At 42.4% G+C, this 24,129-nt stretch carries 19 protein-coding genes; 6 read left to right on the top strand and 13 right to left on the bottom strand.

Annotated features, from left to right (window positions below; translation table 11 throughout):
• Positions 1-9: 9 nt before the first annotated feature.
• The 9 genes from L0M98_RS14550 to L0M98_RS14510 all read right to left on the bottom strand — a co-directional run bounded on the left by L0M98_RS14550 (position 10) and on the right by L0M98_RS14510 (position 14,508).
• Positions 10-2,697, bottom strand: coding sequence for a zinc-dependent metalloprotease (locus tag L0M98_RS14550; RefSeq protein ID WP_227216791.1), 2,688 nt, complete (start codon positions 2,695-2,697; stop codon positions 10-12).
• 169 nt (positions 2,698-2,866) lie between these two features.
• Entirely contained in the window at positions 2,867-4,450 is a 1,584-nt protein-coding gene (locus tag L0M98_RS14545) for a PKD-like family lipoprotein (RefSeq protein WP_176555162.1), read from the bottom strand.
• Between the two features lie 19 nt (positions 4,451-4,469).
• Positions 4,470-5,144 (bottom strand): DUF4843 domain-containing protein, encoded by a 675-nt coding sequence (locus L0M98_RS14540; RefSeq protein WP_176555163.1) that lies wholly within the window; start codon positions 5,142-5,144, stop codon positions 4,470-4,472.
• A gap of 18 nt (positions 5,145-5,162) precedes the next feature.
• Positions 5,163-6,638, bottom strand: a complete 1,476-nt coding sequence (locus L0M98_RS14535; protein WP_227216792.1) for a RagB/SusD family nutrient uptake outer membrane protein — start codon at positions 6,636-6,638, stop codon at positions 5,163-5,165.
• A gap of 39 nt (positions 6,639-6,677) precedes the next feature.
• Positions 6,678-10,103, bottom strand: coding sequence for a SusC/RagA family TonB-linked outer membrane protein (locus L0M98_RS14530; protein ID WP_227216793.1), 3,426 nt, complete (start codon positions 10,101-10,103; stop codon positions 6,678-6,680).
• A gap of 87 nt (positions 10,104-10,190) precedes the next feature.
• Positions 10,191-11,378, bottom strand: coding sequence for a FecR family protein (locus L0M98_RS14525; RefSeq protein WP_099294357.1), 1,188 nt, complete (start codon positions 11,376-11,378; stop codon positions 10,191-10,193).
• A 58-nt stretch (positions 11,379-11,436) separates the two neighbouring features.
• Positions 11,437-11,982, bottom strand: coding sequence for an RNA polymerase sigma factor (locus tag L0M98_RS14520; protein ID WP_186978355.1), 546 nt, complete (start codon positions 11,980-11,982; stop codon positions 11,437-11,439).
• A gap of 437 nt (positions 11,983-12,419) precedes the next feature.
• Complete coding sequence (locus L0M98_RS14515) at positions 12,420-13,421, bottom strand: ornithine carbamoyltransferase (protein WP_099294361.1); 1,002 nt, start codon at positions 13,419-13,421, stop codon at positions 12,420-12,422.
• Between the two features lie 118 nt (positions 13,422-13,539).
• A complete protein-coding gene (locus L0M98_RS14510; protein ID WP_099294363.1) occupies positions 13,540-14,508 on the bottom strand; it encodes a carbamate kinase in 969 nt (322 codons plus the stop codon).
• A gap of 251 nt (positions 14,509-14,759) precedes the next feature.
• On the opposite strand from L0M98_RS14510, the gene L0M98_RS14505 reads away from it, so the two are divergent.
• From L0M98_RS14505 to L0M98_RS14480, 6 genes are all read left to right on the top strand, one after another.
• The gene (locus tag L0M98_RS14505) at positions 14,760-15,071 is read left to right on the top strand and encodes an FtsB family cell division protein (RefSeq protein WP_227216794.1); all 312 of its coding nucleotides are present in this window, start codon (positions 14,760-14,762) and stop codon (positions 15,069-15,071) included.
• 4 nt (positions 15,072-15,075) lie between these two features.
• Positions 15,076-15,501 carry a Holliday junction resolvase RuvX gene (ruvX, locus tag L0M98_RS14500; protein WP_099294367.1) on the top strand — a complete coding sequence of 142 codons (426 nt, stop codon included), beginning with the start codon at positions 15,076-15,078 and terminating at the stop codon, positions 15,499-15,501.
• 1 nt (position 15,502) lies between these two features.
• Positions 15,503-16,057, top strand: a complete 555-nt coding sequence (gene def / locus L0M98_RS14495) for a peptide deformylase (RefSeq protein ID WP_227216795.1) — start codon at positions 15,503-15,505, stop codon at positions 16,055-16,057.
• A 14-nt stretch (positions 16,058-16,071) separates the two neighbouring features.
• Positions 16,072-18,015: a ComEC/Rec2 family competence protein gene (locus L0M98_RS14490; protein WP_227216796.1), complete on the top strand. Its 1,944-nt coding sequence runs from the start codon at positions 16,072-16,074 to the stop codon at positions 18,013-18,015.
• Between the two features lie 72 nt (positions 18,016-18,087).
• Positions 18,088-19,431 (top strand): Trk system potassium transporter TrkA, encoded by a 1,344-nt coding sequence (gene trkA, locus L0M98_RS14485; RefSeq protein ID WP_099294373.1) that lies wholly within the window; start codon positions 18,088-18,090, stop codon positions 19,429-19,431.
• Between the two features lie 104 nt (positions 19,432-19,535).
• Positions 19,536-20,876, top strand: a complete 1,341-nt coding sequence (locus L0M98_RS14480) for a TrkH family potassium uptake protein (protein ID WP_227216797.1) — start codon at positions 19,536-19,538, stop codon at positions 20,874-20,876.
• A gap of 36 nt (positions 20,877-20,912) precedes the next feature.
• Here the strand turns inward: L0M98_RS14480 and L0M98_RS14475 are convergent, their stop codons facing one another.
• The 4 genes from L0M98_RS14475 to L0M98_RS14460 form a co-directional block, all read right to left on the bottom strand.
• On the bottom strand, positions 20,913-21,521 hold the full coding sequence (locus tag L0M98_RS14475; protein WP_099294377.1) for an L-threonylcarbamoyladenylate synthase: 609 nt from the start codon (positions 21,519-21,521) through the stop codon (positions 20,913-20,915).
• 10 nt (positions 21,522-21,531) lie between these two features.
• Positions 21,532-22,188, bottom strand: a complete 657-nt coding sequence (gene fsa, locus L0M98_RS14470) for a fructose-6-phosphate aldolase (protein WP_027201604.1) — start codon at positions 22,186-22,188, stop codon at positions 21,532-21,534.
• 164 nt (positions 22,189-22,352) lie between these two features.
• A complete protein-coding gene (locus L0M98_RS14465) occupies positions 22,353-23,600 on the bottom strand; it encodes a YeiH family protein (protein WP_099294378.1) in 1,248 nt (415 codons plus the stop codon).
• A gap of 90 nt (positions 23,601-23,690) precedes the next feature.
• The gene (locus tag L0M98_RS14460; protein WP_186978359.1) at positions 23,691-24,071 is read right to left on the bottom strand and encodes an SRPBCC domain-containing protein; all 381 of its coding nucleotides are present in this window, start codon (positions 24,069-24,071) and stop codon (positions 23,691-23,693) included.
• Positions 24,072-24,129: the final 58 nt, after the last annotated feature.

Here is a 24,129-nt window from a genome sequence, read left to right as displayed (position 1 = left end):
TAGAATGCATCACTTATTCTTTAAAAATCCCTCGATCTGTGACAACAAATAAGCATAATGTCCCCGAGTCTCATAAGTCCCGTTGTTTTTGTTCTCTTTCATCAGATTTTGTATTTTCAATAACATCTGATGTAAAAGATGCTGATTATTATCATTCGATACATTCGCCACGTACTGGATAAAGTCATACCCGAACCTGCCATTCAAGTTTTGTTGAAATTCCATCTCGTTCGAGAAGCGATCAAAATTCGCAGTTTTCATACTCATTGCTTTCCTCTCTGACACCCCCTCGATCATTTCCCGAATCCGGTAGTCCGGCAACCCGGCGTGACCGCCACAAGAACAACTGTATGCCGGACGGGATTTAGCCAATACCATATCTGCCATAGTCTTCCTTCCCGATGCCGGATTCACGTCACGAATCAAAGAATTCACGATTTCAGTTTGTAGGATACGTTCCGATTCGGTTGGGTCCTTTCCCCTGATTGTCGATGCCCATATCATATTGTAAAGATCATCCAAGTATTCTTTCGGGGAATACGCTTTCGAGTCCCGATACACACCCAGCGCCAGACGTTTGGTTGTTACCAACGAACCGGCAAAAGCTTTCAGTAATAAACGGGCGTTCGAACCGTCAAACTCCAAATTCTTCACCACGTCGGGACTATCCAGCCACTCCATGTCTTTCAACTCGTTAATAACGAAACGTAAAGCCCGTCTTTGCACCTCTTTAGGAACAACTTGATAAGTTTTATAAGGATCACCGACATAATGTTCATTAATATAGAATCCTCCGACATTCACCAGAGCGGTATAGATATATTGAGAATACTGGTTACAGATTTCACGGTAAATATTATCCCTGTAAGTGTAATCTTTATCCTGACTATCCATCCAGTTATTGAGATTTTTGAGAATATATTTCAAATTCCGGATACCATATTCACCCGCTTTCACGGCATCATCACCCAAATCCTCCGTCAACGACGACGGATCAAAAGTCCCGTACCCGATTTGCTGTTTCCCGTAACGATACATCGGATCTCCGATTTTATCCGAAATCATTTTCCGCAGAACCGGCAATTCTTCTTCCGGCGTACGAGCGTCCAACAGAGGCTTGTATCCCCATTCGATAGCATAATAGTCATACACGCCCAATTCGGGTGGAGTCAACGCAACCCCTTTATCTTCCGGCTGCACGATATAATTAAAGCGGGCATAATCCATAATAGAAGGGGTAGTCCCGTATTTTTTCATGAATTCCGCATCCCGGTAAGATTCTACCGGAATCGAAGCCGACGAAGCCATGTTGTGCATCAATCCCAAGGTATGCCCGACCTCGTGAGCCACGATATATCGCATACTCTCAAACAAAACATCCTCCGGCAATTTAGTCGTACGTACCCGCTCATCCACTTGAGCGGTCTGCACGAAACGCATGTTATTCACTAATTTAATCACGTCATGGTAGATCAACACGGAAGCATTCACCACTTCACTATTACGAGGATCAACCCAAGACGGTCCCTGCGCGTTAGCCATCCCGACCGGACAATAACGCACGCAGGAATATTTTATATTGTCCGGATCGAATTTCGGATCATCTTTCGGGAAGTCATAAGACTGCACGGCATTTTTAAAACCGATCTTTTCAAAAGCCTTGTTCCAAATTCTCACTCCGGCATGAATCGCGGCTTTCCACTCGTTCGGGAATGCATCATCGACATAATACACGATCGGCTTCATCGGTTCTACCAGTTCGCCCCGCTTATAAGCTTCCACATCCTTAGGCTGAAGATCCCAACGATTGATATAATACACATCTTTCACTCCATCCTGTTCGTCCGTAATAACTTCTTTGCCGGAAACAAAATAACCGATTCGGGGATCGGCCAGCCGGGGACGCATAGTCGGTTCCTCCGGCAATAAAACTAATGAACGATTCACCCCCACGGTTACCGGTTCATCCATAACCAACACGAACATCCCGTAAAGGGCAATATCCTGCAAATAAGAAAGTGAAGAGGTGACGGAAACATTATCCGAGAACGCCTTTATGTCCCCGACATAAGACAATTCCGACTGGAAACGCTTTCTCCGTGTACCCTGTCCGTAATAAACTTTTTTCCCGTAAGGATCAAAAGGATCCATCCGGGAATCATCGCTCACGAAGAATTTGGTCGTTTCAAAAACAACTGCCGTACTATCGGCATTGTAAGCCTTCACCGCAAATCCTTCCATAATAGGCAAACGGGTTCCCTTCTTCATGGCCTCTCCGATGTTTTTATCCTTGCTCTGGCTGAAAATCTGTGCCCGAGAAGGATTCGTCACTTCGCACAGGTAAACCATACTATCGGTCATCGTGAAAGCTACATGTAACGGTGTCTGATTCTTTTGTCCCACCAATGCATTCGAGTTATCACTAATACTGGAAACAGTCGAACCGAGAAGCATATCCCTTCCCAACAAGCTCAACGGAAACTCAAAATACAATTTACCATCCACCTTATGAAGCGTGATCATCCCTTTCACCGTGGTACACTCTTTACCTTTAAAAAGCTGGTCATAAGCAGATTCCTTAGGAGTTTGCACCTCCTCCGTTTTTCCCGCTTTTTTCTTTTTCTCCCTCTTTTTAGCATCTGTAATCAACGGAATACAGACAAGAGTCATCAAAATAACTAAAACTCTGATTTTCATAAATACTTCTAATTTACATACAATTTATTTCATCCCGATATTTATACAACGCTCTCCCGTTCTAGAACAAACAAGACTTAAATAAATCTCTGTTCCAGCCGATTAGAGGAAGCCCGAAAAGAATTTCAAACGAAAAGACCTTCGGGACTCCCTTGTTTTCTGTTACAAATTAAAAACTCCAACTATTACCGTAACCTACCTTGTAGCGGATGTGCACGATCTCACCAAAATCATGAGTGGAAGCATAAAGCAATTTTTCTTTCTGGCCATTCACGGCTTTTCTCGTCAAATCCAACACGTAGAACTCTCCGGATTGCATACCGATTGCCACCCTGCGACTACCTACACATTCCGAGTCGATAGCCGTAATAATCTGTCCTTGTGGAAATTCATAATACTTTTCTACCGGTAACTTAGCATCACGATCATATAACCACAGCTCGTTATCTTTAGAAATCAATACATAGGGAGTTCCGAAATCTTTCCCGAACACCCACGAACGCAACACGTTAAACACGTTCTTTGAAGTTCCGTTTATCACTTGACTCAAATCTATCTGCCGTTGCAACACCGGAAATGCCGAAGGATTAGCAGATTCTTTCATCTCGTTCACCCGAAAATCATGCGTGTAATAATTCCCGGTTGTCCGATCCCGCAAAATAGAGTAATATCCTTGATCACCACGTCCTTCGTTAACCTCGTAATACCCGGTATGCAAGACCTCCATTGTACCCAAATCATTCAATCGCGCAAAGTCCGGGGCATACGCGGATTCATCCACTGCAAATTTAAACACCTTTCCAGCCACTTCTTTGCTCAGGTCGGAAATTGCCAAGAATCGGTTGTTCACTTTATCATACATCACGGTAAAACCCAATCCGGCAAAGGGAGCCAGCACAAAACGTGAACCATCTACCTCTTCTCCCTCAAATATCAACGGACGATCGATAAAATAACCGGAATTATACAACTGATCGGTCAATTTCTTGCGAGTATACACTTTCCCGTCATGATTCACCACGCAGGTCAACCACTTCATATCAATCATATCTATCGGTTTAAAATCCGTCGGCAGATTCCCGTCCAAGAAGATATTATTTAACAATACGTCTTTCGTGAAATCCTGTCCCGATAAATCAACACATCCTTGACCGCCGTTTTGCAACACCCAGAAATTTCCAAGATCTCCGCCACCGGCAAAATGTTCCAACACCCGAACCGGTTCCGAGCCTAATTCCTCGTCATTTACCAACCGGTAAATATCCGGTACGTCTTCGTACGTGAATTTTCCATAGTCACTCCCGTCATCCTCATTTTTTTCCCGAATATAGGAAAGAACGGACTTCCCGTTTTGTTTCGCTAGAACAACCCACGCTTCTTTGGCATAAGGAGAAGTCAAAAGAGCTGATATTCCCCCGGAATAAGCGACACCGGTACGATTATCAATTACGTTCATATAAATACTCTGGTAATTGACCACGGTATCGACCACCCATTCCAAATTCCGCTGATCAGAAATTTTCCTTCCGAGGAAAATCCATTCATAACTCAAATCAACATCATTACTGTCAATAGCAAAAGTCAACTTAGGTGACAATTTAACCGTTTCCCCCAAAACCGCTTCAAAATAACTTGCATCAAAAGTAACCGTAATATCATTCTTGGGGTCGTATGAATAATTTCCCTTATCATCATAGCAAGAACTCATCCCTAAAATCATGACGAGTAAAAAAAGTATATATCTTATTTTCATTGCCATTATTTTTTAATCATTAATAAATAGGCACCGTTAAATTCAACTCCGGATGCAAAGTCAAGTAATCTTTAAACTCTAATGCCAACAGCCGTAATTTAGTCGGATTTTCCTTTAACAACACTGGAATTTCCGTTGCATCTATTTGGGTTGCAATCAAGAAATGTTTGTATTTCTCCGGAGAATATTCTCCCAGATACACGGAAATGATATCCCCTTCCCACCAGAGCGGTTTGCTTTCCACGTTGTTAAAATGCACTTTTACCGTACGATTGCGACTTAATCCCGGAATAAAGCCATTTCCCTCTTCCAGTTTAATCATCAACGTCACGGGACCATCACTCAATCTTTCGGTCTTTTTCAACACCACATAAAGAGTATCTTTCAACTGATTCGCACCGAATTCAGGCTCCAAATCCAAAACATACTCTTCCGGAAGTGCCGTGGTTCCGGTATCAACCACGGAAACACGGTAATTAGCTTTTTCCGTGAGGAGATTACCCATTAAATTGACCTCAAATCCCGCTTTATACTCATCACTTGTCGGATAATGCGAAAAAGACACGGAAAGATCGGCACTATCCAGACTTGTCGTGAAATAAAGATATCTTTCGGATTGATAGGTCATTGTTTCCTTTTCACTACAAGAAAAGAGAGCAAATACTATCGCTATTATAGTTATATAGTTCTTCATATACATCTTACTATTTTATTAATGAATCAGTTGATTGTCAGGAAGAGGCAATACTCTGCCGATCGTGTATCCCCAATCATTCGGGGTCATATCATACTTTTTATAATAATAAAACAACTGTCCTTCCCCTATAAAATCTCTTCTGGCATCCCTCAATATAGCTTCCTGCATCTCCTCCAGACTCCCGATCTGAAGTTTACCGCCCCGGATACCTCTTGCCATTCTAACCTCATCCAATTTATTAATTCCCAACTGCGTCTGTCCTTCCGTGTAAAGAGCCTCACTGATAATATAATACATCTCGCTCAAACGTACCATCGGTATCAAATCCTCCCCATAAGAATTCCCGACCTGTGGGGTATATTTTTTCGAGTAATAATAATAATCATCCACAACCGAGAATAAACCCAAACGAGCGTCTTCCGTGTCAATCTCGTCGTAATCCTCGTTATAGATAATCGCGTCATAATATACAGGTAACTGAATATTTTCCGAACCGAGATAATGGCTATAATCATCTATTAATTTCTGGTTGGAAAGAGCGAAAATCACTCCGTCGTACAATTTATAGTTACTGTTATAACTCCCTCCCCCGGTAAATGTAAAACATTTATTGAGATACATCCCATTCTGATAAGTCGCATCCAGAACTTCCTGCGCATTCTCTCTTGCCTGCGTCTGTTTGTCACCATAAGAATATACCCGGGCTAAAGTTGCACATATAGCATAGTAATTCATCCGGTATCCCCGGTATAAATAGAATAAATCATCCGGCAAATTTTTATCTCCTCGTCCGCCTTCTATTCTCGCGCTGGTTTTCATCCAAGATCTATGATCACCCACCGTATCAAAAGGAGCTACAAGATTCTTGGCTTTCAACAAATCACGCTCTATTTTTTCCAGAATCACACTCACGCTCCCTCTGGGTTCCGAAGTCGACCCGTATCTTTCGTAATACGGAATGTAGCCTTTATCATCCGCCACCTTGGGAGCCGGAGCAAACAAACGCAACATGTCAAAATGCAGATAAGCCCGCAATGCCAATGCTTCCCCGTGAATCATATCCCGCTCGGACTCTCCCCCGACAAATTTCGACGGCTCCTCTCCATCGATACGGGCAATAATGTTATTACAATTTGCGATAGAATTGTAAGCTTGTGACCAGAATGCCTCAGTAATAGCCTTCACCCCCGTGGCGTTGTATTTTCCTAACAACACGTCATAATAATCATGGGTACTGCAATCATAGTAAATCGTCAACGGATCATACACCCACCCCATCACATCAACAAAACCCCATGTCAATTCCCTGCCATACATTTGCGAAGTCGCCATATCCCGATAAACTCCATTCAACGCATTCCGGTAGCCATCCCCGGTCGCGAAAAGAGTTTCCTCGTTTACCTGATCATCAGGTGCAACATCCAACCATTGCTCGCATGAACCCAACATGAACGGCAACAGCACAGCTAATATTATCTTATTTATCTTCATATTCTCTTGATTTCTAATTCCTAAATAACTAACTCCGATTTAGAAAGTCGCTTTTATTGAAAAATTCACCGATCTGGCAAAAGGATAACTAAGCCCGCGTTCCGCCTTAACAGATGAAATTCTGAAAAGATCGTTCGCCCCCACTTCCAAACGCAACATACCCAAATGGGCTTTCTTTATCAATTCCGAATTAAAATCATATCCCAAAGTGATCGAATTCAATGTTACCACGTTATAATCCTGTACAAAACGTTCTGTCGGATTTGTCGTTTCAATACCGTTTCTTCCGGTTTCAAGAGCTTTAAATTTAGCTTTATCACCCGGTTTCTTCCAACGGTTGGTAAATACTCGCTTATCCACGTTTGAAGTATACAGATTGGCATTTTCAACCTTGTCAACTAAAGTCTGGTTGTATTGCTGCCCACCGAACTCGTACATAAACGTCGTGTACAACGTAAAATTCTTATAGTTCACGTTAAAACCGAACGTTCCCTGTGCTTTCGGTTCCGTATTTCCCACGACAACCTGTTCCGAACTATTCCATGTATAAGTAACGGAACCATCACGATTAACCAGCATCTCCTGCCCGGTAGCGGGATCTATTCCTAAAGATTTCATCGCGTAAATCGAAGTCAATGAACCTCCCTCTTGGTATTTCGTGATAGGCTTGGAAGTGGAACCGTCATAAGCGTTTGACTCTGCAAAGTTTTTATCTACCGCATCATTATAAGCCTTCAGGCTCTCGGAAACTTTCAATATCTCATTCTTATTATGAGCCAAATTGCCGAATACGGAAACATACCAATCGTTATTGCGGAATACATCGCTTTTCAATTGAATCTCGTATCCTTTGTTCATCACTTCTCCCAAATTATCCATGTAAGTCGTGAAACCCGCTGCACTCTCGATCGTCACATCATTGATCAGATCAATCGTTTTTTTCCGGTAATAGGAGAATTCCATCTGCAACCCGCCATTAAACAGTTGTACATCTATACCCAAATCCAACTCCTTCGTTTTCTCCCAAGCCAGCTCCTTATTTCCCAACGCCATCAATGAAGCGCCAAAGCCTGTTTTATACCATTCTTCACTCAGTATCTGGTATATAGTCTGTGCCGCGTAAGGCGGGAAATTTACTTTACCGGTCACCCCGTAAGATCCTCGGATTTTCAGCACATCAATATAACCGTATTTCTTCATAAACTCGTAATTATGAAGATTAATACCTAAACCTCCCGACCAGAAAGGAGCAAACCGTTTATCGGAACCAAATTCGGAAGAACCGTCTGTTCTCACCGAAAGATCCAACAAATAGATATTATTGTAAGTATAGTTCAAACTTCCCAACACACCGAACAAACGGGTACTGTTCTGACTTACCGTCGGTTTCTCCACAATTTCCTGCGCGTAATTGGGAGAATGTAACGAACCGGAAGGAAATCCCCTGTAAAATGCCGATGTCGTAGAAGTATGCGTAGACGTTGCGTTAATACCAATATTCAGATTGATATTGTGTCCGCTTATAGTGCGGTTGTAAGCCAAAAAAGCATTCAAATCCCAATCGAACCCGTCACCAGCACTTGTACGAAGCTCTCCCGAACTACTATTGGCCGCACTCAACACCTTACCGTTACGCATTGACTTCGGATCAATAAAATCGTCACTTTTCGTGTTTTTCTTGGTTAAACTGAATTGTCCTTTTATTTGCAAATAATTATTCACGTACCAGTTGGCACTCAAATTATTTATCAACTCATCCACTTGTGACTTATTAAAACTCTTTAATCCGGCCTCGTACAAAGGATTCTTTAACTCCGACGAAGATCCCCCATGCCAATTAAAGGTCTGTTTCAAGTAATTCCCGTCCGCATCCTTATACTCGTCATACGGTTGCTTTGAAGTATAGTCCGAGAAAGTACCGTAAGGAGATTCTTCCGATCGTGTAATATTATAAGATATATAATTCTTTACTTGGAAAGAACCAATCCGGTAATCAATATAAAAACCAACCCCCATACGATCCCGGTAAGATTTTTTCATCACACCGTCTTCATTATTATAGAGCATATCCAACCCGAAACGAATATCATTGGTTCCCCCTTCTATATACAAACTGTGTTTATGATTAAATGCCGTTTGTAACGGCTTGGCTAACCAATAGGTATCAACACCGTGAGCAACATTGTTGAGCTTACCATTATATTCTACATCATATTTATTCTGATCAGAATAATTAGCAGCCTTATAAATGCCTGCCGCCACCTCTGCTTCCAACTTTTCCTTTGCGTTCATCAGGTTATAGTCGGTCAGATCCGGTGCCGTCACGGTTCCCGTCATACTATAAGATACCGATACTTTACCCGGAACAGGGGCAACGGTAGTGATAACCACGACACCATTAGCCGCACGGGACCCGTACATAGCCGAAGCAGCCGCATCTTTCAGTATCGTTATACTTTCAATGCGATTCGGGTCCATATCATACAATTTCTCCACGCTAATTTGGAATCCGTCCATGATAAAAGTCGGCAAATTCGGGTTGTTTTCCAATTCTGACTTGGAAAGATTCTTCTTTCTATCCAGATCTTTCACCCCGATACCGGAACGTCCGCGGATATACAATTCGGGCACGTTGTTCGGGTCCGAACCCCACTGGTTATTTTGCTGGATACGAAAAGAAGGATCAAAAGTCTGCAACGCTTGAATTACATTCGTTTTGGAAACCTTCAACAAATCTTCTCTCTTCACGGTAACGGAATTTCCCGTGAAACTCTCTTTTCTGATATTGGCGTATCCGGTCACGACAACTTCCTGCATCTCTTTCACGTCCTCTTGAAGGCGAATGGATATCTCCTTTGCATCATCTTTCGGATCATTCGGCAAACGATATTCTTTAGTAACCATTCCCACGAAAGAGAATACCAGTATCGTGCTATCCATCTTCGATACCTCAATCGAGAATTTCCCGTCGATATCAGTCACGACACCTAAAGTAGTACCTTTGATAAGCACGGTAACCCCCGGAAGAGTTATCCCCTTCTCGTCCATAACCTTCCCTTTGATTTTCCTGAAAGTTTCTTTTTTCTCGTCATCACCTCCTTCCTTCTTCGAAATAACCAGAAAATCGTCTACCATTTTACACTCCAATCCGCTGCCTTTCAGTGCCTCATTCAAAGCATCTTTGGCATTTACATTCGTCAGCCGAACGGTTACGCGTGACATATTCTTCAACAAGGTGTTATTATACACCACCACGTAACCGGACTGCGCTTCCACTTCCTTTATGATGTCTTCAATCAGAGCATCCTTAAAGGAAATACTAACTCTTTCCTGTGCAACTCCTGTTTCAGCATGTAACTGGAACAGAGTTACAAAAACGATCAATAATTGCAATCGCATAATTTTCCATAGTTTAGACCATACTTTTCCCTCCCGGAAAAGTTCATCCGTTAAAATTTTTTTCATAGATTTGTATAACTATTTATTTAAAATTCTCTCTTGCAGGAGAGGGTTATTAAAGAAAAAAAGGGGAAGAGGCCAATCTTCCTCTTTTTATTTTTTACTTATCCATATCGTTCCATCTTTTTGTATTGAAAATTTTAATGATTGAGTATTTTCCAACAATTTAAGAATAAAATCTATCGGTCTGTTACGCAAAGCTGCACCGGAAAAACAGACATCCCGTAAAGACTCGTCCGAAAAATAAAACTTCACATCATACCAACGTCCCAATGCCTCGGTAATCTCAGATAAAGGAGTGTCGTAAAAATAAAAAGTCCCGTGACGCCAAGAAGTATAATACTTCAAGTCAACCTCTTTTACCGTGATTTCCTTGGACGTTTTATCGTAAACGGCATGCTCCCCGACATTCACCCTCTTCATCGAATGATCACCCCATAGATTTATTTTCCCAGAAGTCAATGTCGCACTACAATCCCCTTTTTCCGGATAACAGGAAGCATTAAACGAGGTTCCCGTCACTTCAATTCTCGCATCCCCCATCAACACGTTAAAAGGTCGCTTTGCATCTTTTTTCACTTCAAAATACGCCTCTCCCGTCAACTTAACTTCCCGGGTATCTTGCCCGAAGCACAACGGGTATTCCATCTTCGTTTCAGAATTCAACCATACTTTCGTTCCATCCGACAAGATCAGCATATACTCTCCCCCGCGAGGTACGACAATCTTATTATATACCAATTTACCGACTTTATCCGTTTCGCGCAAAGAATCATAATAATTCAATGTATTACTCTTATCCCGGAATAGAATTTCCTGATCAAAATAACCGTCCCGTATCGTAGAATCACTTACATCCTTAAGATTAATCTCCCGCCCATCAGACAAATAAAGAATAGCCTTCGCTTCCCCCGGTTGAATATCGTACTTTGCAATCACGGGGATATTTGTATTTTCCGTCGTACGATCAAAAACATAATAAGCCACGAGTCCTGCTAACAAGGGGAATACTATCGCTGCCGCGTACTTTAACCACGAATATCTCCGCATAACGGGCGACGGCTTCACTTGTTTCATGACTTTACCCAAGGCCAGTGGTTTATCCAAACGGTCATATCCTTTTAGCAAAGCACCGCATTGAATAATTGATCGGATATCCTTGTAAGCACGTTTATTCTCGTCGGAAGCCTCAAGCCATTCTCGCAAACAGGCTTTTTCTTCCCCGGAACATTCATCTCGAGAATCCCGCCATATTATATCTTCTATTTCTTCTTTCATCATAATCCAATATCAATTCTTTACATAGAAGACGAAAAAAAACAGAAACGGGTGAAAGAAATTACTCGAAAATCGTGAAAAAAGTAAGAAATAATTTGAAATCTTCTTTGTTCAAGCTCTCCCGAAGAAGCTTTAAGCTTCTGGATAGCTGCGTTTTGATCGTGTTCAAGGAAACATGCATTTCGTCTGCAACTTCCTTGTATTTTTTGTTATCCACACAGATAGCGACAAACACATAGCGACATTTTTCCGGCAAAGCTTCTATCGCCTCCAACAATTTATCCATTGTAGAATCTTCCTCCGATTCCGTATGGAAAAAATATTCCAATTGATCTGCTAATGAATTTATATCAACCGTATCGTACTTTTTAGCCCGCGACAGATCAATACATGCATTACGCACCATCCGGTATAAATAAGAACGAGCAGACATAGTCCCTGTCCCCTCCTGAAAAATATCCCAAAATCTCACGAACACGTCCTGCACGATATCCTCCGCCTCAGAAAAATCACCGCAAAACCTTACCGCATACAAGCACAAAGCCTTGTAGTTTTTGTTAAACAGTTCAACAAACAATTTTTCTTTATGTACTAATTCTGAAGACATCACCTTCGTTTTTTAAGCACAATACCATCTAATTGCGCACGTAAAAATATAAAATAATTTCGGTCCATTTATTGAACATCTTATTTTTAAATTATAAACCGACTTTTTTCTATTTAGAAACGAAGGACAATAGCATTATAAAATATCATTGCCGATCCGATCATTCTCAACTGGATTAGTATTCTTTATCAAAAAGTTATCTTACTGAAATAATACCCCTTGCTCGAAGCCCTCACGAAGCTTCGCCAGAGCATCGTTACACGGAGCTATTCGAGCCACGGGGTATCTTCCGGACAGCTTCGAGGGAGGGGTATTATTTCCCAATAATTACCATTAATCTCCATGGTTATAACGGAAGAAACCCGCTTGATAACAAAATCAAGCGGGTTTCTTTATACAATATAATCGGGTATTTCTACCGATCATGAACCAAATCTTTAGTCACCCAAAGTAGCAACCATCACAGCCTTGATCGTGTGCATACGGTTCTCTGCCTCATCGAACACGATAGAATTTGCAGACTCGAACACGTCTTCGGTTACTTCCAATCCGTTCATGCCGAATTGTTTGTAAACATCACGACCTACTTGAGTATCAAGGTTATGATATGCCGGCAAGCAGTGCATGAATTTGCAGTTCTTGTTTCCGGTCAATTCCATAACTTTAGCATTCACTTGATACGGGGTCAACAATTTGATACGTTCTGCCCATACCTCAGCAGGTTCACCCATAGACACCCACACGTCGGTGTACAGGAAGTCGCAACCTTTCACTCCTTCTTCCACGTTATCGGTAATGGTAACTGTAGCTCCGGTTTCTTCAGCGATAGCCTTGCAAGTAGCAACCAACTCGGCATCCGGTTGCAATTCTTTCGGGGCAACAATGCGTACATCCATACCCATCTTGGCACCACCAACCATCAAAGAGTTACCCATGTTGAAACGGGCATCACCAAGATAAGCGAAAGTCACTTTGTTTAAAGGCTTATCGGTATGTTCCATCATGGTCAGGAAGTCTGCCAGAATCTGAGTCGGGTGGAATTCGTTGGTCAAACCGTTCCATACAGGTACACCTGCATATTGAGCCAATTCCTCAACAATAGCTTGTCCGAAACCGCGGTACTCGATACCATCATACATACGTCCCAATACACGAGCCGTATCAGCCATGGATTCTTTCACGCCAATCTGAGATCCGGAAGGACCAAGATAGGTCACGTGAGCACCTTGATCATGAGCAGCTACTTCGAACGCGCAACGGGTACGAGTAGAAGTTTTCTCGAAAATCAAAGCAATATTTTTACCTTTCAAACGAGGTTGTTCAGTTCCGGCATATTTTGCTTTTTTCAAATCAGCAGCCAAATCCAACATGTATTTGATCTCTTTCGGAGTGAAGTCCAACAACTTCAAGAAATTTCTGTTTCTCAAATTAAAAGCCATAACTTTATTAATTTTAGATTTATAATTTTAAATTTCAGATTCATTATTTATGGACAAAAGTACAATATCCCATCGAGAATTAAAAACTCATTTCCAGTTTTCAACTCTCCATTTTCAATTATCTTCTATCGTCCTCGTATTCCATCGTGATTTTGGAACCGTAACGTCTGTCTTCCAACTTTGTGGCTTCGGTAATCACTGATTTTTTTCCACCATTCTTAACAAAACGCAAACAAGCACGAATTTTCGGTGCCATACTTCCCTCTGCAAACACTCCTTCTTCCATGTATTTCATCGTATCGGCATAATCCAAGAATTCCAATTTCTGTTGCGACGGTTTCTTGAAGTCCTTATAAATATAAGGAACATCCGTCAAGATATAGAACTCGTCCGCTTTCACTCTCGTACCTACCATAGCGGAAGCCAAATCCTTGTCGATAACACCTTCCAACGGCTGGATGTCACCCTTCTCGTCGATATACACGGGGATACCGCCACCTCCGGTAGTGATCACGATATTACCTTCGCGAGCCAAACGTTCCACCAAATCGGCATTCATAAAATCTTTCGGGTCCGGGGAAGGAACCACCCGACGCCATCCGCCTTCAACCTTGATCTCTTCCTTGAAAACCCATCCTTTCTCGGCTGCCAGTTTATCCGCCTCTTCTTTCGTGTATATCTTACCCACGCGCTTGGTCGGATTCTGCATCGCCGGATCATTCTTGTCCACGATCACTTGGGATACCATCGAGATCACGTTACGTTGCAGACCGTGCTCTTTCAAAATATTTCTCAAGTTACGTTCGATCATGTAGCCGATCTGTCCTTGCGTGAAAGCCACACAAGTGTCCAAAGGCATGGCAGCGTTACCGTACATCTCTACACCGGCAGCATTATCCATAAGCACGTTTCCTACCTGAGGACCGTTTCCGTGCGAAATAATCAAATTATACCCTTCCTTAATCAAGTATATTAAATTTTCCAACGTATCTACCGTGTTGGCATTTTGCTCCTCGATAGTTCCTTTCTGGTTTCCTCTCAAAAGAGCGTTTCCACCTAACGCAACAACCGCTAACTTCTTTTCCATTACTGATATTTTATTGTTATTCTTCTTTTTGTCTAAAAAAATTCCGAAAGCACAAAGCTAACGAAATTAGTTACACAAAAAATAGCCAATTTTCATTTTTATCAAATCACAAATCACTGTATATCAATTCGCTGTATAAATATTCTTCCCGTTTTTATAAATATGCAGCGCGAAAACCATGTTTTTGCCTGCTCGGAAAAAAAATAATGGATAATGGTTCTTAACCGCCTCTTTTTTTGTACCTTTGCACTATGCAAGACGAAAACAAACGATCATCGAGAAATTTGTTTCAGCGATTTGCCAACAAATACACTATCGTGGGGTTGCTATTTGTTATATGGATCGCGTTGTTCGATAAATACAGTTTTATCGATCAATTACAGTTGCGCTCAAAAATCAGCCAGATGGAGAAAGAAAAAAATTACTACCGGAAAAAGGTTGAAGAAGATAAACGCAAAAAAGATGAATTGTTAGGGAATCGGGATAACCTCGAAAAGTTCGCCAGAGAACAGTACTTGATGAAAAAAGAGAACGAGGATATTTTTATTATCGTAAAGGAATAGGGTATTGGGAAGGATTGTTGCTATTGATTACGGGAAAAAAAGGGTTGGCATAGCGGTCACGGATCCATGCAAGATCATCGCCAACAGTCTAACGACAGTCAAATCACACGAGGTTTTACAATTTCTACAAGATTACTGCTCGAAAGAAAAGGTAGACCTTTTTGTCGTGGGACACCCCAAACAAATGAATAACACGGACTCTGAAAGCATGACTTACATCAAGCCGTTTCTCGTCGCACTCAAACGTAAACTCCCGGACATCCCCATCGTCATGTATGACGAACGCTTCACCTCAGTCTTGGCACACAAGGCGTTGCTAGAAGGAGGAGCCAAGAAAAAACAACGTCAGGATAAAGCAGTTATCGACGCCATCAGTGCCACGATCATATTGCAATCCTACATGGAATCACAAAGAAACATGAATATTTAATATGCTGTTACCTATTTACATTTACGGACATCCGAAACTTCGGAAAGTATCCGAGGACATTACCCCGGAATACGAGGGGTTAAGCAGACTGCTCGATGACATGTGGCAAACCATGTACGAGTCAGACGGGGTGGGATTAGCTGCCCCGCAAGTCGGGAAAAACATACGCATTTTCGTGATTGACGGAAGCCCATTTGAAGAAATTGACCCGGACTGTAAAGATTTCAAGAAAGCTTTTATCAACGCGCATATACTGGAACGTTCCGGGGAAGAGGTGCCTTTCAATGAAGGCTGCTTGAGTATTCCCGGCATTCACGAGGACGTGATGAGAAAAGATCATATAAAAATCGCCTATCGGGACGAGAACTGGGTAGAACACGTGGAAGAATTCACGGGCACCTGCGCACGCATCATCCAACACGAATATGATCACTTGGACGGAATCATGTTCACGGACCACTTGTCTGCTCTGAAAAAACGTTTATTAAAAGGGAAGTTGAGTAATATCAGTGCCGGGAAATTCAAACAAAACTACCGGGTAGTTTTGCCGAAATAGCCGAGGCTACGCCTATGCGTCCCATTCACTGGCATCGGTATCCATTCCTTTTCCTCGTGATTCCTTTAATCGCAGGAATTCTTGCCAGTGAATGGATGTTTGACATTCCCTCCCGATTTATCCTTTACTCGATTATAGGTTCACTCCTTCTATTGACAGGAGTTGCCCGTACACGTTACGGAAAATTATTTTCTATTTTCTCGTTTCTGTTCATTTTCTTGACAGGCGTGTATTGCCATCGCCCGCAAAACCTGCCATTCGTGCCGGGTAACGTCTACACGCTGCAAGGACGCTGTGAACGGATCACTCCACCCGACAAAGCAATTATCTCCTCAAACGGGATTCGCATCTTCACGCGATACCGGGATTCTATCCGGTTTTCTGTCGGCGATTCGCTCCTGTTTGACGCCAGAGTCTATTTGCTGTCAGCCACGGGCAATCCACATGAATTTGATTACAACACGTACCTCCGTCACCAAAATATTCAAGCCCAAGCGATTCCGATTTCGACTCCGACACGAATAGGACACTCGGAAGATTTGTACTCTTTTTGTCATTCCCTGCAACAGCATTTGTTACATAAATTGTCAACTGTCGTGCCGGACAGCACAACCTATAACCTGCTTGCAGCCCTCTGTCTTGGAGATCGCCAAAATCTGACTCCCGGCACGAAACAATTATTCCAAGACACGGGAACCATTCACCTGCTTGCCATTTCCGGATTACATATCGGGGCTATTTATCTTTTACTACTTTACGGGTTACGTCTTTTCAAACTACGCGATCGCAGATTCACCCTCGCACTGATTCCATTGTTATGGTTGATCACGGGTATTACCGGCTTATCACCTTCCGCCTGCAGGGCAGCAACTATATTGAGTTTCATTATTATAGGAGAAGCATTCCGTCTGGATTATGTACCTTTAAACGCTATCGCGGCAGCAGCATTCTTCACCTTGCTTATCCAACCGACATTACTGTATTCCGTGAGTTTTCAAATGTCGTATGCCGCCTACACTGGAATTATACTTGTCTATCCGTTAATAACCATTAAGCGTAAGGCGCTTCCCCGGCTCACACGGAAGATATACCCCCTCCTCGCCGTCAGCTTTTCCGCGCAAATTCTGACTCTCCCGATTACTGCATACTATTTCCACACGATCAGTTTAAACGGCATTCTATTCAATCTCGTCGCCGTACCGGTTGCCACACTATTACTCTATCTCGGGGCAATCCTACTCGTGTTACCCTCTCTTATCGGCAGTTATCTCGCGTATCTTGTAACAGGTATCACTCAAATCCTGCTTTATTGCCTCCGAATATTTTCCGGTATCGCCATAAATCTGACAGAATTATACCCGACATCCTTCCATATCATCCTTATATATATTATAACTTTATCATTTATCTTATACGTGACCAGCCGACAACGCCGGATTGCCCACTTGTTTCTAGCCTCGACATGTTTGCTTGTTATTTTCATCTACGGTTACACGTTCCACAAGCAAAACCGACAAGAAATCGTTGTTTACAATAGATATCGTCATTCCGTGATACTCTTGAATCACAAGGGATACTATTCTCTACTGAAAAATACGGATACCATCCCAAGCCAGTTGACATACACGATAGCAAATGACCTGCAACCGCTTCCCGAGCATGACGGATTCATCGGGGACCAAATCATTTACACGAATAAGCAACTGCAAACTCGTAAACAAACAATTACAATTGCAGATGGTACATGTCCCACTATACCCGACCAAGGAATACTCATTATCACGGGAAATATTTTCCCTATCTCGGATACGACACAATCGTCATTTCCAAGTCAAATCATTATAGACCAATCCAATACCCCCCGATGTATCCGGGCATGGGACGAATTTTGCATTCAAAAGCAAATCCCTCTATTTAAAACAAATGAACTAGGCTCTATCGTGATTCCCTTAAAATAAAAATTGGTTCATTTTTCTATGTAATTCGGATTATAATTCTTTATTTTGCCAGTTAATTAACACCTAACGAAAATGGACATAGTAATAGCGGGAGCAGGAGAAGTGGGGACACATCTCGCGACGATGCTTAGTAAGCAGGAACATAATATCATGCTGATCGACAACGACGAAGAAAAGCTGGAATTACTTGGCAGCCAACTCGATGTCATGTCTATCGTGGGATCATGTACTTCTATCGGTGCGCTTAAAGATGCCGGAGTACACAAGTGTGACCTGTTCATCGCGGTAAATCATCAGGAAGATCAAAATATCAACTCTGCCATTTTAGCCAAAAAGTTAGGAGCGAAACAAACTATCGCGCGGGTTAACAATAGCGAATATCTGGAGAGCGAAAATACGGAATACTTGAAGATGATCGGTATCGATTCCTTAATCTACCCGGAACGTCTGGCCGCGGAAGAAATCGTTGCTTCCTTGAAGCAAAGCGGTTCCCGCCAGTTACATGAATTTTCCGACGGTCGATTGCAATTACTCGGTATCAAATTATGGGAAAATGCCCCGGTACTCAACCTCACGTTGATCAAAATGGCAGAAAGATACGGGGCACAACATTTCCGTGTCGTTGCCATCAAACGTGCCGAGCGCACTATCATCCCGAGGGGAAATGATTCTTTCCGGTACGGCGATCTTGTTTTCATCGTGACGAAACCTTTCTATGTACCGAATGTATTCGCCCTTTGCGGCAAATCACAATACGAGGTTAAGAATGTCGTTATCGTGGGAGGTTCCCGAATCGGAATAAAGACAGCCTCTTTGCTTGAAAAAAACTACAATGTCAAGATTATAGAAAAAGACCGTGAGAAATGTATCCTTATCGCCGATAAATTAAAATCGACACTGGTAATCAACGGTGACGGTCGCGACCTCGCCTTGCTCCGGGAAGAAGGTATCAAAAATACCGATGCTTTTATCAGCGTCACGCATTCGTCAGAGACAAACATTCTCTCTTGTCTATTAGCCAAAAAGTTAGGAGTTAAAAAAAGTGTTGCCGAAGTTGAGAATATCGACTACATCGACCTTGCCGAAAACATCGGGATCGGAACGCTGGTAAACACTAAATTGATAGCCGCTTCACACATATACCGTTACACCATGAATGTAGACGTGAAACACTTGAAATTCCTCACGTTCTCGGAAGCTGAGGTATTTGAAGTCACGGCAGAAGCGGGTTCCAAAATTACCCGGAAAACATTGGCCGATATGAATTTTCCGGAAAATGCTACTGTCGGGGGAGTCATCCGTAACGGGGATGCCATCATTGCCAAAGGCGACGTGCAGATCGAGGCTGACGACAAAGTTGTCATCTTCGCTCTACCCAGTGCGGTGAAGAAAGTAATCAAATTATTTCAACGATGATCAACTTCAGGTTTATAACCAACATTATAGGAAAACTTTTGCTCGTCGAAAGTGCTTTTCTGATGATCTGTATCATTGTCGCCTTGATATACGGAGAAAATGATATGATGGCATTTACATATTCTACCGCCATCACTCTTGCCGCAGGAAGCCTTATGGCTTTCACGGTCAAGGTAAAAGATCGGGTTCTTGCCAAGAAAGACGGGTATTTTATTGTCACTACCACTTGGGTAATGTTCACCATATTCGGTTGTTTGCCTTTTTTGTTGGGAGGTACGATTCCTTCCATTCCGGATGCTATATTCGAAACCATGTCCGGATTCACGACTACCGGTTCGAGCGTTGTAAATGACATCGAGGCTTTACCACATGCCACGTTATTCTGGCGTTCGCTAACCCAATGGATGGGAGGTATGGGTATTATCGTGCTATTGCTGGCAATACTACCCGGACTCGGTATTGAAGGCCGCGACCTGTTTGTCGCCGAAGTTCCCGGTCCCACGCATGACAAATTCACCGCGACATTCACCTCCACCGCCCGCCGTATGTGGTATCTTTACATATCACTCACGGTAGCCCAGACCTTGTTGTTACTTCTCGGTAAAATGGATTTGTTTGATGCCATCTGCCATTCATTCACGACGATGGCTACCGGGGGATATTCCACGAAACAAGATAGCCTTGCTTATTGGAACTCGGCTTATATACAGTATGTTGTCATTATTTTCATGTTTATCGCGGGAACTAACTTTGGTCTGATGTATGTTGCCATTCACGGGAAAATCAAAAAATTATTCCGTGATGAAGAATTTAAACTTTACTTCTTCATCATTCTCATAGCAAGTGCTATGATATCATGTGTACTATATTTCAAGGGGTATGATGATTTGGAATTAAGCATTCGGGAAGCCCTCTTCCAAGTTGTTTCGATTCTCACGACGACAGGATTTGCCACGGCAGACTATTTGTTATGGCCTCCTTTACTAGGTGTGATTATTTTCGTACTTCTATTTATAGGAGCCTGCGCGGGCTCTACATCCGGCGGTTTAAAATGTATCCGACTGAATCTGCTGTTCAAGAACTCATTTATTGAAATGAAACGCATCATTCACCCGAACGCAATCATTAACGTGAAATACAACGGGAAGAGCATACATCCCAATATAATGACTGGAGTCATGGGTTTCTTTATCCTTTATATCTTCATCTTCGGGATATCCAGTGTTATCATGTCCTTGTTCACGGAAGATATTGCCACGGCTTGTAGTGCTGTTATAACAAGTATGAGTAACGTAGGTCCCGGATTCGGCGAGATTGGCCCCATGAGCAATTTCGCACACTTGAATGACTTCGCGAAAATATTCTTATCCATACTGATGATGGTTGGGCGTTTGGAAGTATTCACCGTACTGGTATTATTCAGTAGAGCTTTCTGGAAGAAATAAATAAAAAAGGACTTCCGCTCGAAGTCCTTTTTTATTTTATAATTCACCTAATCCCTGTCGGGTGACAACAATCTCATCGCCCGTGCAGTCGATAACGGTGGAAGGGATATTATTTCCATAACCGCCGTCGATAACCAAATCGACCAAGCGACCGTATTTCTCGTGGATTAACTCGGGATCAGTGATATATTCTTCAACTTCTCCCTCCTCCGCCTTCACGGATGTTGTCAACAACGGTCCACCTAGCTCGTCCACGATAGCTTGTACGATAAAATTTTTCGGAATACGGATACCGATAGTCTTACGTTTATTCATCAACGCGTTAGGCAATTTGCTCGTGGCAGGCAACACGAAAGTGAAAGGTCCGGGCAAACATTGCTTCATCAACCGGAATTCCTCGTTTGTTACCTTAGCGTATGCCGCAATATTTCCCAAATCCTTGCATATCATCGAGAAATTAGCTTTCTCCGGCTTCACTTTACGTATAGCCGATACTCGCTGCACAGCCTTCACACTATTAATATCACACCCTATCGCGTAAATAGTATCGGTCGGGTAGATGATAATACCACCATCACGTAAGAGCTCAACGATCTTCCGAATTTCCCTATCATTAGGATTATCCTCGAATAAGCGTACAAGCATTATCGCGAATTTATGAATTTACTTTCTTGTGATCTGCCAGAAATGTTGCCAAACCGGAATCTGTCAACGGGTGTTTCAACAATCCTTTGATTGCACTCAACGGACAAGTTGCCACATCAGCACCAGCCTCGATACATTGTATAATATGTTGCGTGTGGCGGATAGAAGCAGCCAAAACCTGCGTATTAAACCCGTAGTAAGCATACATATCCACGATCTTCTCCACCAACTCGATACCGTCGCTACTGATATCATCCAAACGTCCCACGAAAGGCGAAACATACGTGGCACCGGCCTTAGCAGCCAACAATGCCTGTCCCGGAGAGAACACCAACGTGCAATTCGTACGGATACCTTTATTCGTGAAATACTTGATAGCCTTGATTCCGTCAGCAATACAAGGAACTTTTACAACAATATTCGGATGCAAAGCGGCCAGTTCCTCCCCTTCTTTAATCATTCCCTCGTAATCCGTGGCGATTACTTCAGCACTTACATCACCATCCACGATATTGCAAATCTCAACGTAATGTTTTCTACAATTCTCGTCACCTTTAATACCTTCTTTTGCCATTAATGACGGGTTGGTAGTCACTCCATCCAATACTCCCAAGTCATTAGCTTCCCGAATCTGATCAAGATTTGCCGTATCAATAAAAAATTTCATCTTCTATTATTTTTTGCGTTTAACTTCAAAAATTACGGACAAAATTACAAACAATATCGGTAATACAATCATATTTAGTTTATAAAGTTCATAAGGTTCATAAAGTTCATAAAGTTTTTGCTCTTCAACTTTATAAACTTTACAAACCTTATGAACTTTACGAACTATGCTATTAGTCCGAAAAGTATCCAAGCCACTAACAACGTGAACACCACGTTAAAGGCTTGCGCTCCCAAGAAAGCATAAGTAGAACGACGATTTTCTGACGTGATCAGACTCTTGAAATCGGTTTCCAGACCGATAGACATGAAAGCAAGAGCAAACCACATTCCCTGAATATTTTTTAATATAGGCTTTGCTTCAGACACGATTTCCGGGGCCACGAAGAACGAAAAGACAACAGAAGCAGCAACAAATCCCAATACAAATTTGGGAAACCGCAGCCAGATAACCTTTAATGTAGGTTTCTCTTCCGCCACCTCTTTCTTCGAGTACGACCAATATATACTGATCAGAAAAGCGGCAACACCCAAAAGCACATTTTGCGAGAACTTCACGATAGTACTCGTTTGTAACGCCACCTCCCCGTATATGGCTCCCGTCGCTGCCACGGCTCCTGTCGTGTCGATTGTCCCCCCGATCCAAGCACCTGCCATATCTTCCGGCAACCCCATCAGCTTCGCCAGTCCCGGCATAATTAAAATCATCGGGACAGCCACCACTAATACCAGAGATACCACGTAAGACAATTTCTTCTTATCTCCTTTAATCGCACCGGCTGTCGCGACAGCCGCCGAAACACCACAAATAGAAACGGCACTGGAAAGCATCAATGACATCTCTTTATCAATCTTCATCTTTCGACACAACCAGAAACAGAAGTTCCAAACGGTGAAAACAACCACGCAAGACTGTATCAAACCTAACGAACCGGCTTTCAACAAATCACCGAAAAGTACGGAAGTTCCCAACAATACCAACCCGATTTTCACGAACAATTCTGAAGAAAGTGATTCCTTCAACCACTTGGGAATAGAAAACACGTTACTAATAAAAAGCCCGATCAAAAGACTGAATATCACGGTTTCGAAACCCCAATCTTTCAGAAACTTATTTCCCCCGACAACCATAGCCAGAAGAGTCAGAAAGAATACCACGGGAAAACTGGCCGCGATCATCTTAAACTTTTTCCCTGCCAACATTCCTGCCAGCAACGCCATGAAAAACATGAAGCAGAATACAATCAAAGCATGCCCCACATTATCCAGAGTAAATACCTTATTCATTAATGCATCGGCATCAGGCCAACTGAACGAAGGCCAATGCGGTTTCAATTGAAATACAATCAAAAGGATGATAAACCACCCGACGATAGTAGAAGTCCAATCTTCCGAAATCTTTAACTTGCTCATGCAAAATAATCTATTAGTTAGTGAATAATTTACAAGACAAAATTACTATCCGGATTCGGATGTATAATCCGTATTTTTACTGATTTACGATTAGTACATTTCCAACATACCTTTTATAGAGCCCAAGTAATACTCTTTCCATCCCTCCACGATTTCCTCGAACACGTCATCAGGAATATTCGTGTGTTCCAGTTCTACCTGAGTCTGTTCTCCGACTTTCTTCAGTTTCAACGTCACGATGGAACGTTCTGCCGTATCACCGAAGAACCACTCTTGTACAAGCAGACGATTCGGTTTCACTTCCAGATTTACCCCGCATATATCACCTTCCCACAAGGAAAACACAAATCCTTCTTCCGCTTTCATCTCGGCAGGATAACCACTCCATATTTCTATCTGGAAAGGATTTGTCAACGCAGTGAACACCTCTTCCGAGTCTGCCGCAATATCAACCGTATATTTAAAATTCATTTTCTTTCTATTAGATAAAAGAAAAGGCTGATTTCTCAGCCTTCCCCCGTATATTATT

The sequence above is a fragment of the Butyricimonas sp. DFI.6.44 genome (assembly GCF_022132345.1).
Lineage (GTDB): Bacteria > Bacteroidota > Bacteroidia > Bacteroidales > Marinifilaceae > Butyricimonas > Butyricimonas muris.
Note: the sequence above shows the minus strand (reverse complement) of the source record. Positions and strands in the feature narration are given on the sequence as shown.

What these genes read in the sequence shown, in the direction of transcription:
- L0M98_RS14530 (WP_227216793.1), bottom strand. Translation starts at nt 10,103, where the DNA reads ATGAAAAAAATTTTAACGGATGAACTTTTCCGGGAGGGAAAAGTATGG.
- L0M98_RS14490 (WP_227216796.1), top strand. Translation starts at nt 16,072, where the DNA reads ATGCGTCCCATTCACTGGCATCGGTATCCATTCCTTTTCCTCGTGATT.
- fsa (WP_027201604.1), bottom strand. Translation starts at nt 22,188, where the DNA reads ATGAAATTTTTTATTGATACGGCAAATCTTGATCAGATTCGGGAAGCT.
- L0M98_RS14535 (WP_227216792.1), bottom strand. Translation starts at nt 6,638, where the DNA reads ATGAAGATAAATAAGATAATATTAGCTGTGCTGTTGCCGTTCATGTTG.
- L0M98_RS14545 (WP_176555162.1), bottom strand. Translation starts at nt 4,450, where the DNA reads ATGAAAATAAGATATATACTTTTTTTACTCGTCATGATTTTAGGGATG.
- trkA (WP_099294373.1), top strand. Translation starts at nt 18,088, where the DNA reads ATGGACATAGTAATAGCGGGAGCAGGAGAAGTGGGGACACATCTCGCG.
- def (WP_227216795.1), top strand. Translation starts at nt 15,503, where the DNA reads ATGCTGTTACCTATTTACATTTACGGACATCCGAAACTTCGGAAAGTA.
- L0M98_RS14540 (WP_176555163.1), bottom strand. Translation starts at nt 5,144, where the DNA reads ATGAAGAACTATATAACTATAATAGCGATAGTATTTGCTCTCTTTTCT.
- L0M98_RS14505 (WP_227216794.1), top strand. Translation starts at nt 14,760, where the DNA reads ATGCAAGACGAAAACAAACGATCATCGAGAAATTTGTTTCAGCGATTT.
- L0M98_RS14465 (WP_099294378.1), bottom strand. Translation starts at nt 23,600, where the DNA reads ATGAGCAAGTTAAAGATTTCGGAAGATTGGACTTCTACTATCGTCGGG.
- L0M98_RS14475 (WP_099294377.1), bottom strand. Translation starts at nt 21,521, where the DNA reads ATGCTTGTACGCTTATTCGAGGATAATCCTAATGATAGGGAAATTCGG.
- L0M98_RS14520 (WP_186978355.1), bottom strand. Translation starts at nt 11,982, where the DNA reads ATGTCTTCAGAATTAGTACATAAAGAAAAATTGTTTGTTGAACTGTTT.
- L0M98_RS14515 (WP_099294361.1), bottom strand. Translation starts at nt 13,421, where the DNA reads ATGGCTTTTAATTTGAGAAACAGAAATTTCTTGAAGTTGTTGGACTTC.
- L0M98_RS14460 (WP_186978359.1), bottom strand. Translation starts at nt 24,071, where the DNA reads ATGAATTTTAAATATACGGTTGATATTGCGGCAGACTCGGAAGAGGTG.
- L0M98_RS14510 (WP_099294363.1), bottom strand. Translation starts at nt 14,508, where the DNA reads ATGGAAAAGAAGTTAGCGGTTGTTGCGTTAGGTGGAAACGCTCTTTTG.
- L0M98_RS14550 (WP_227216791.1), bottom strand. Translation starts at nt 2,697, where the DNA reads ATGAAAATCAGAGTTTTAGTTATTTTGATGACTCTTGTCTGTATTCCG.
- L0M98_RS14525 (WP_099294357.1), bottom strand. Translation starts at nt 11,378, where the DNA reads ATGATGAAAGAAGAAATAGAAGATATAATATGGCGGGATTCTCGAGAT.
- L0M98_RS14480 (WP_227216797.1), top strand. Translation starts at nt 19,536, where the DNA reads ATGATGGCATTTACATATTCTACCGCCATCACTCTTGCCGCAGGAAGC.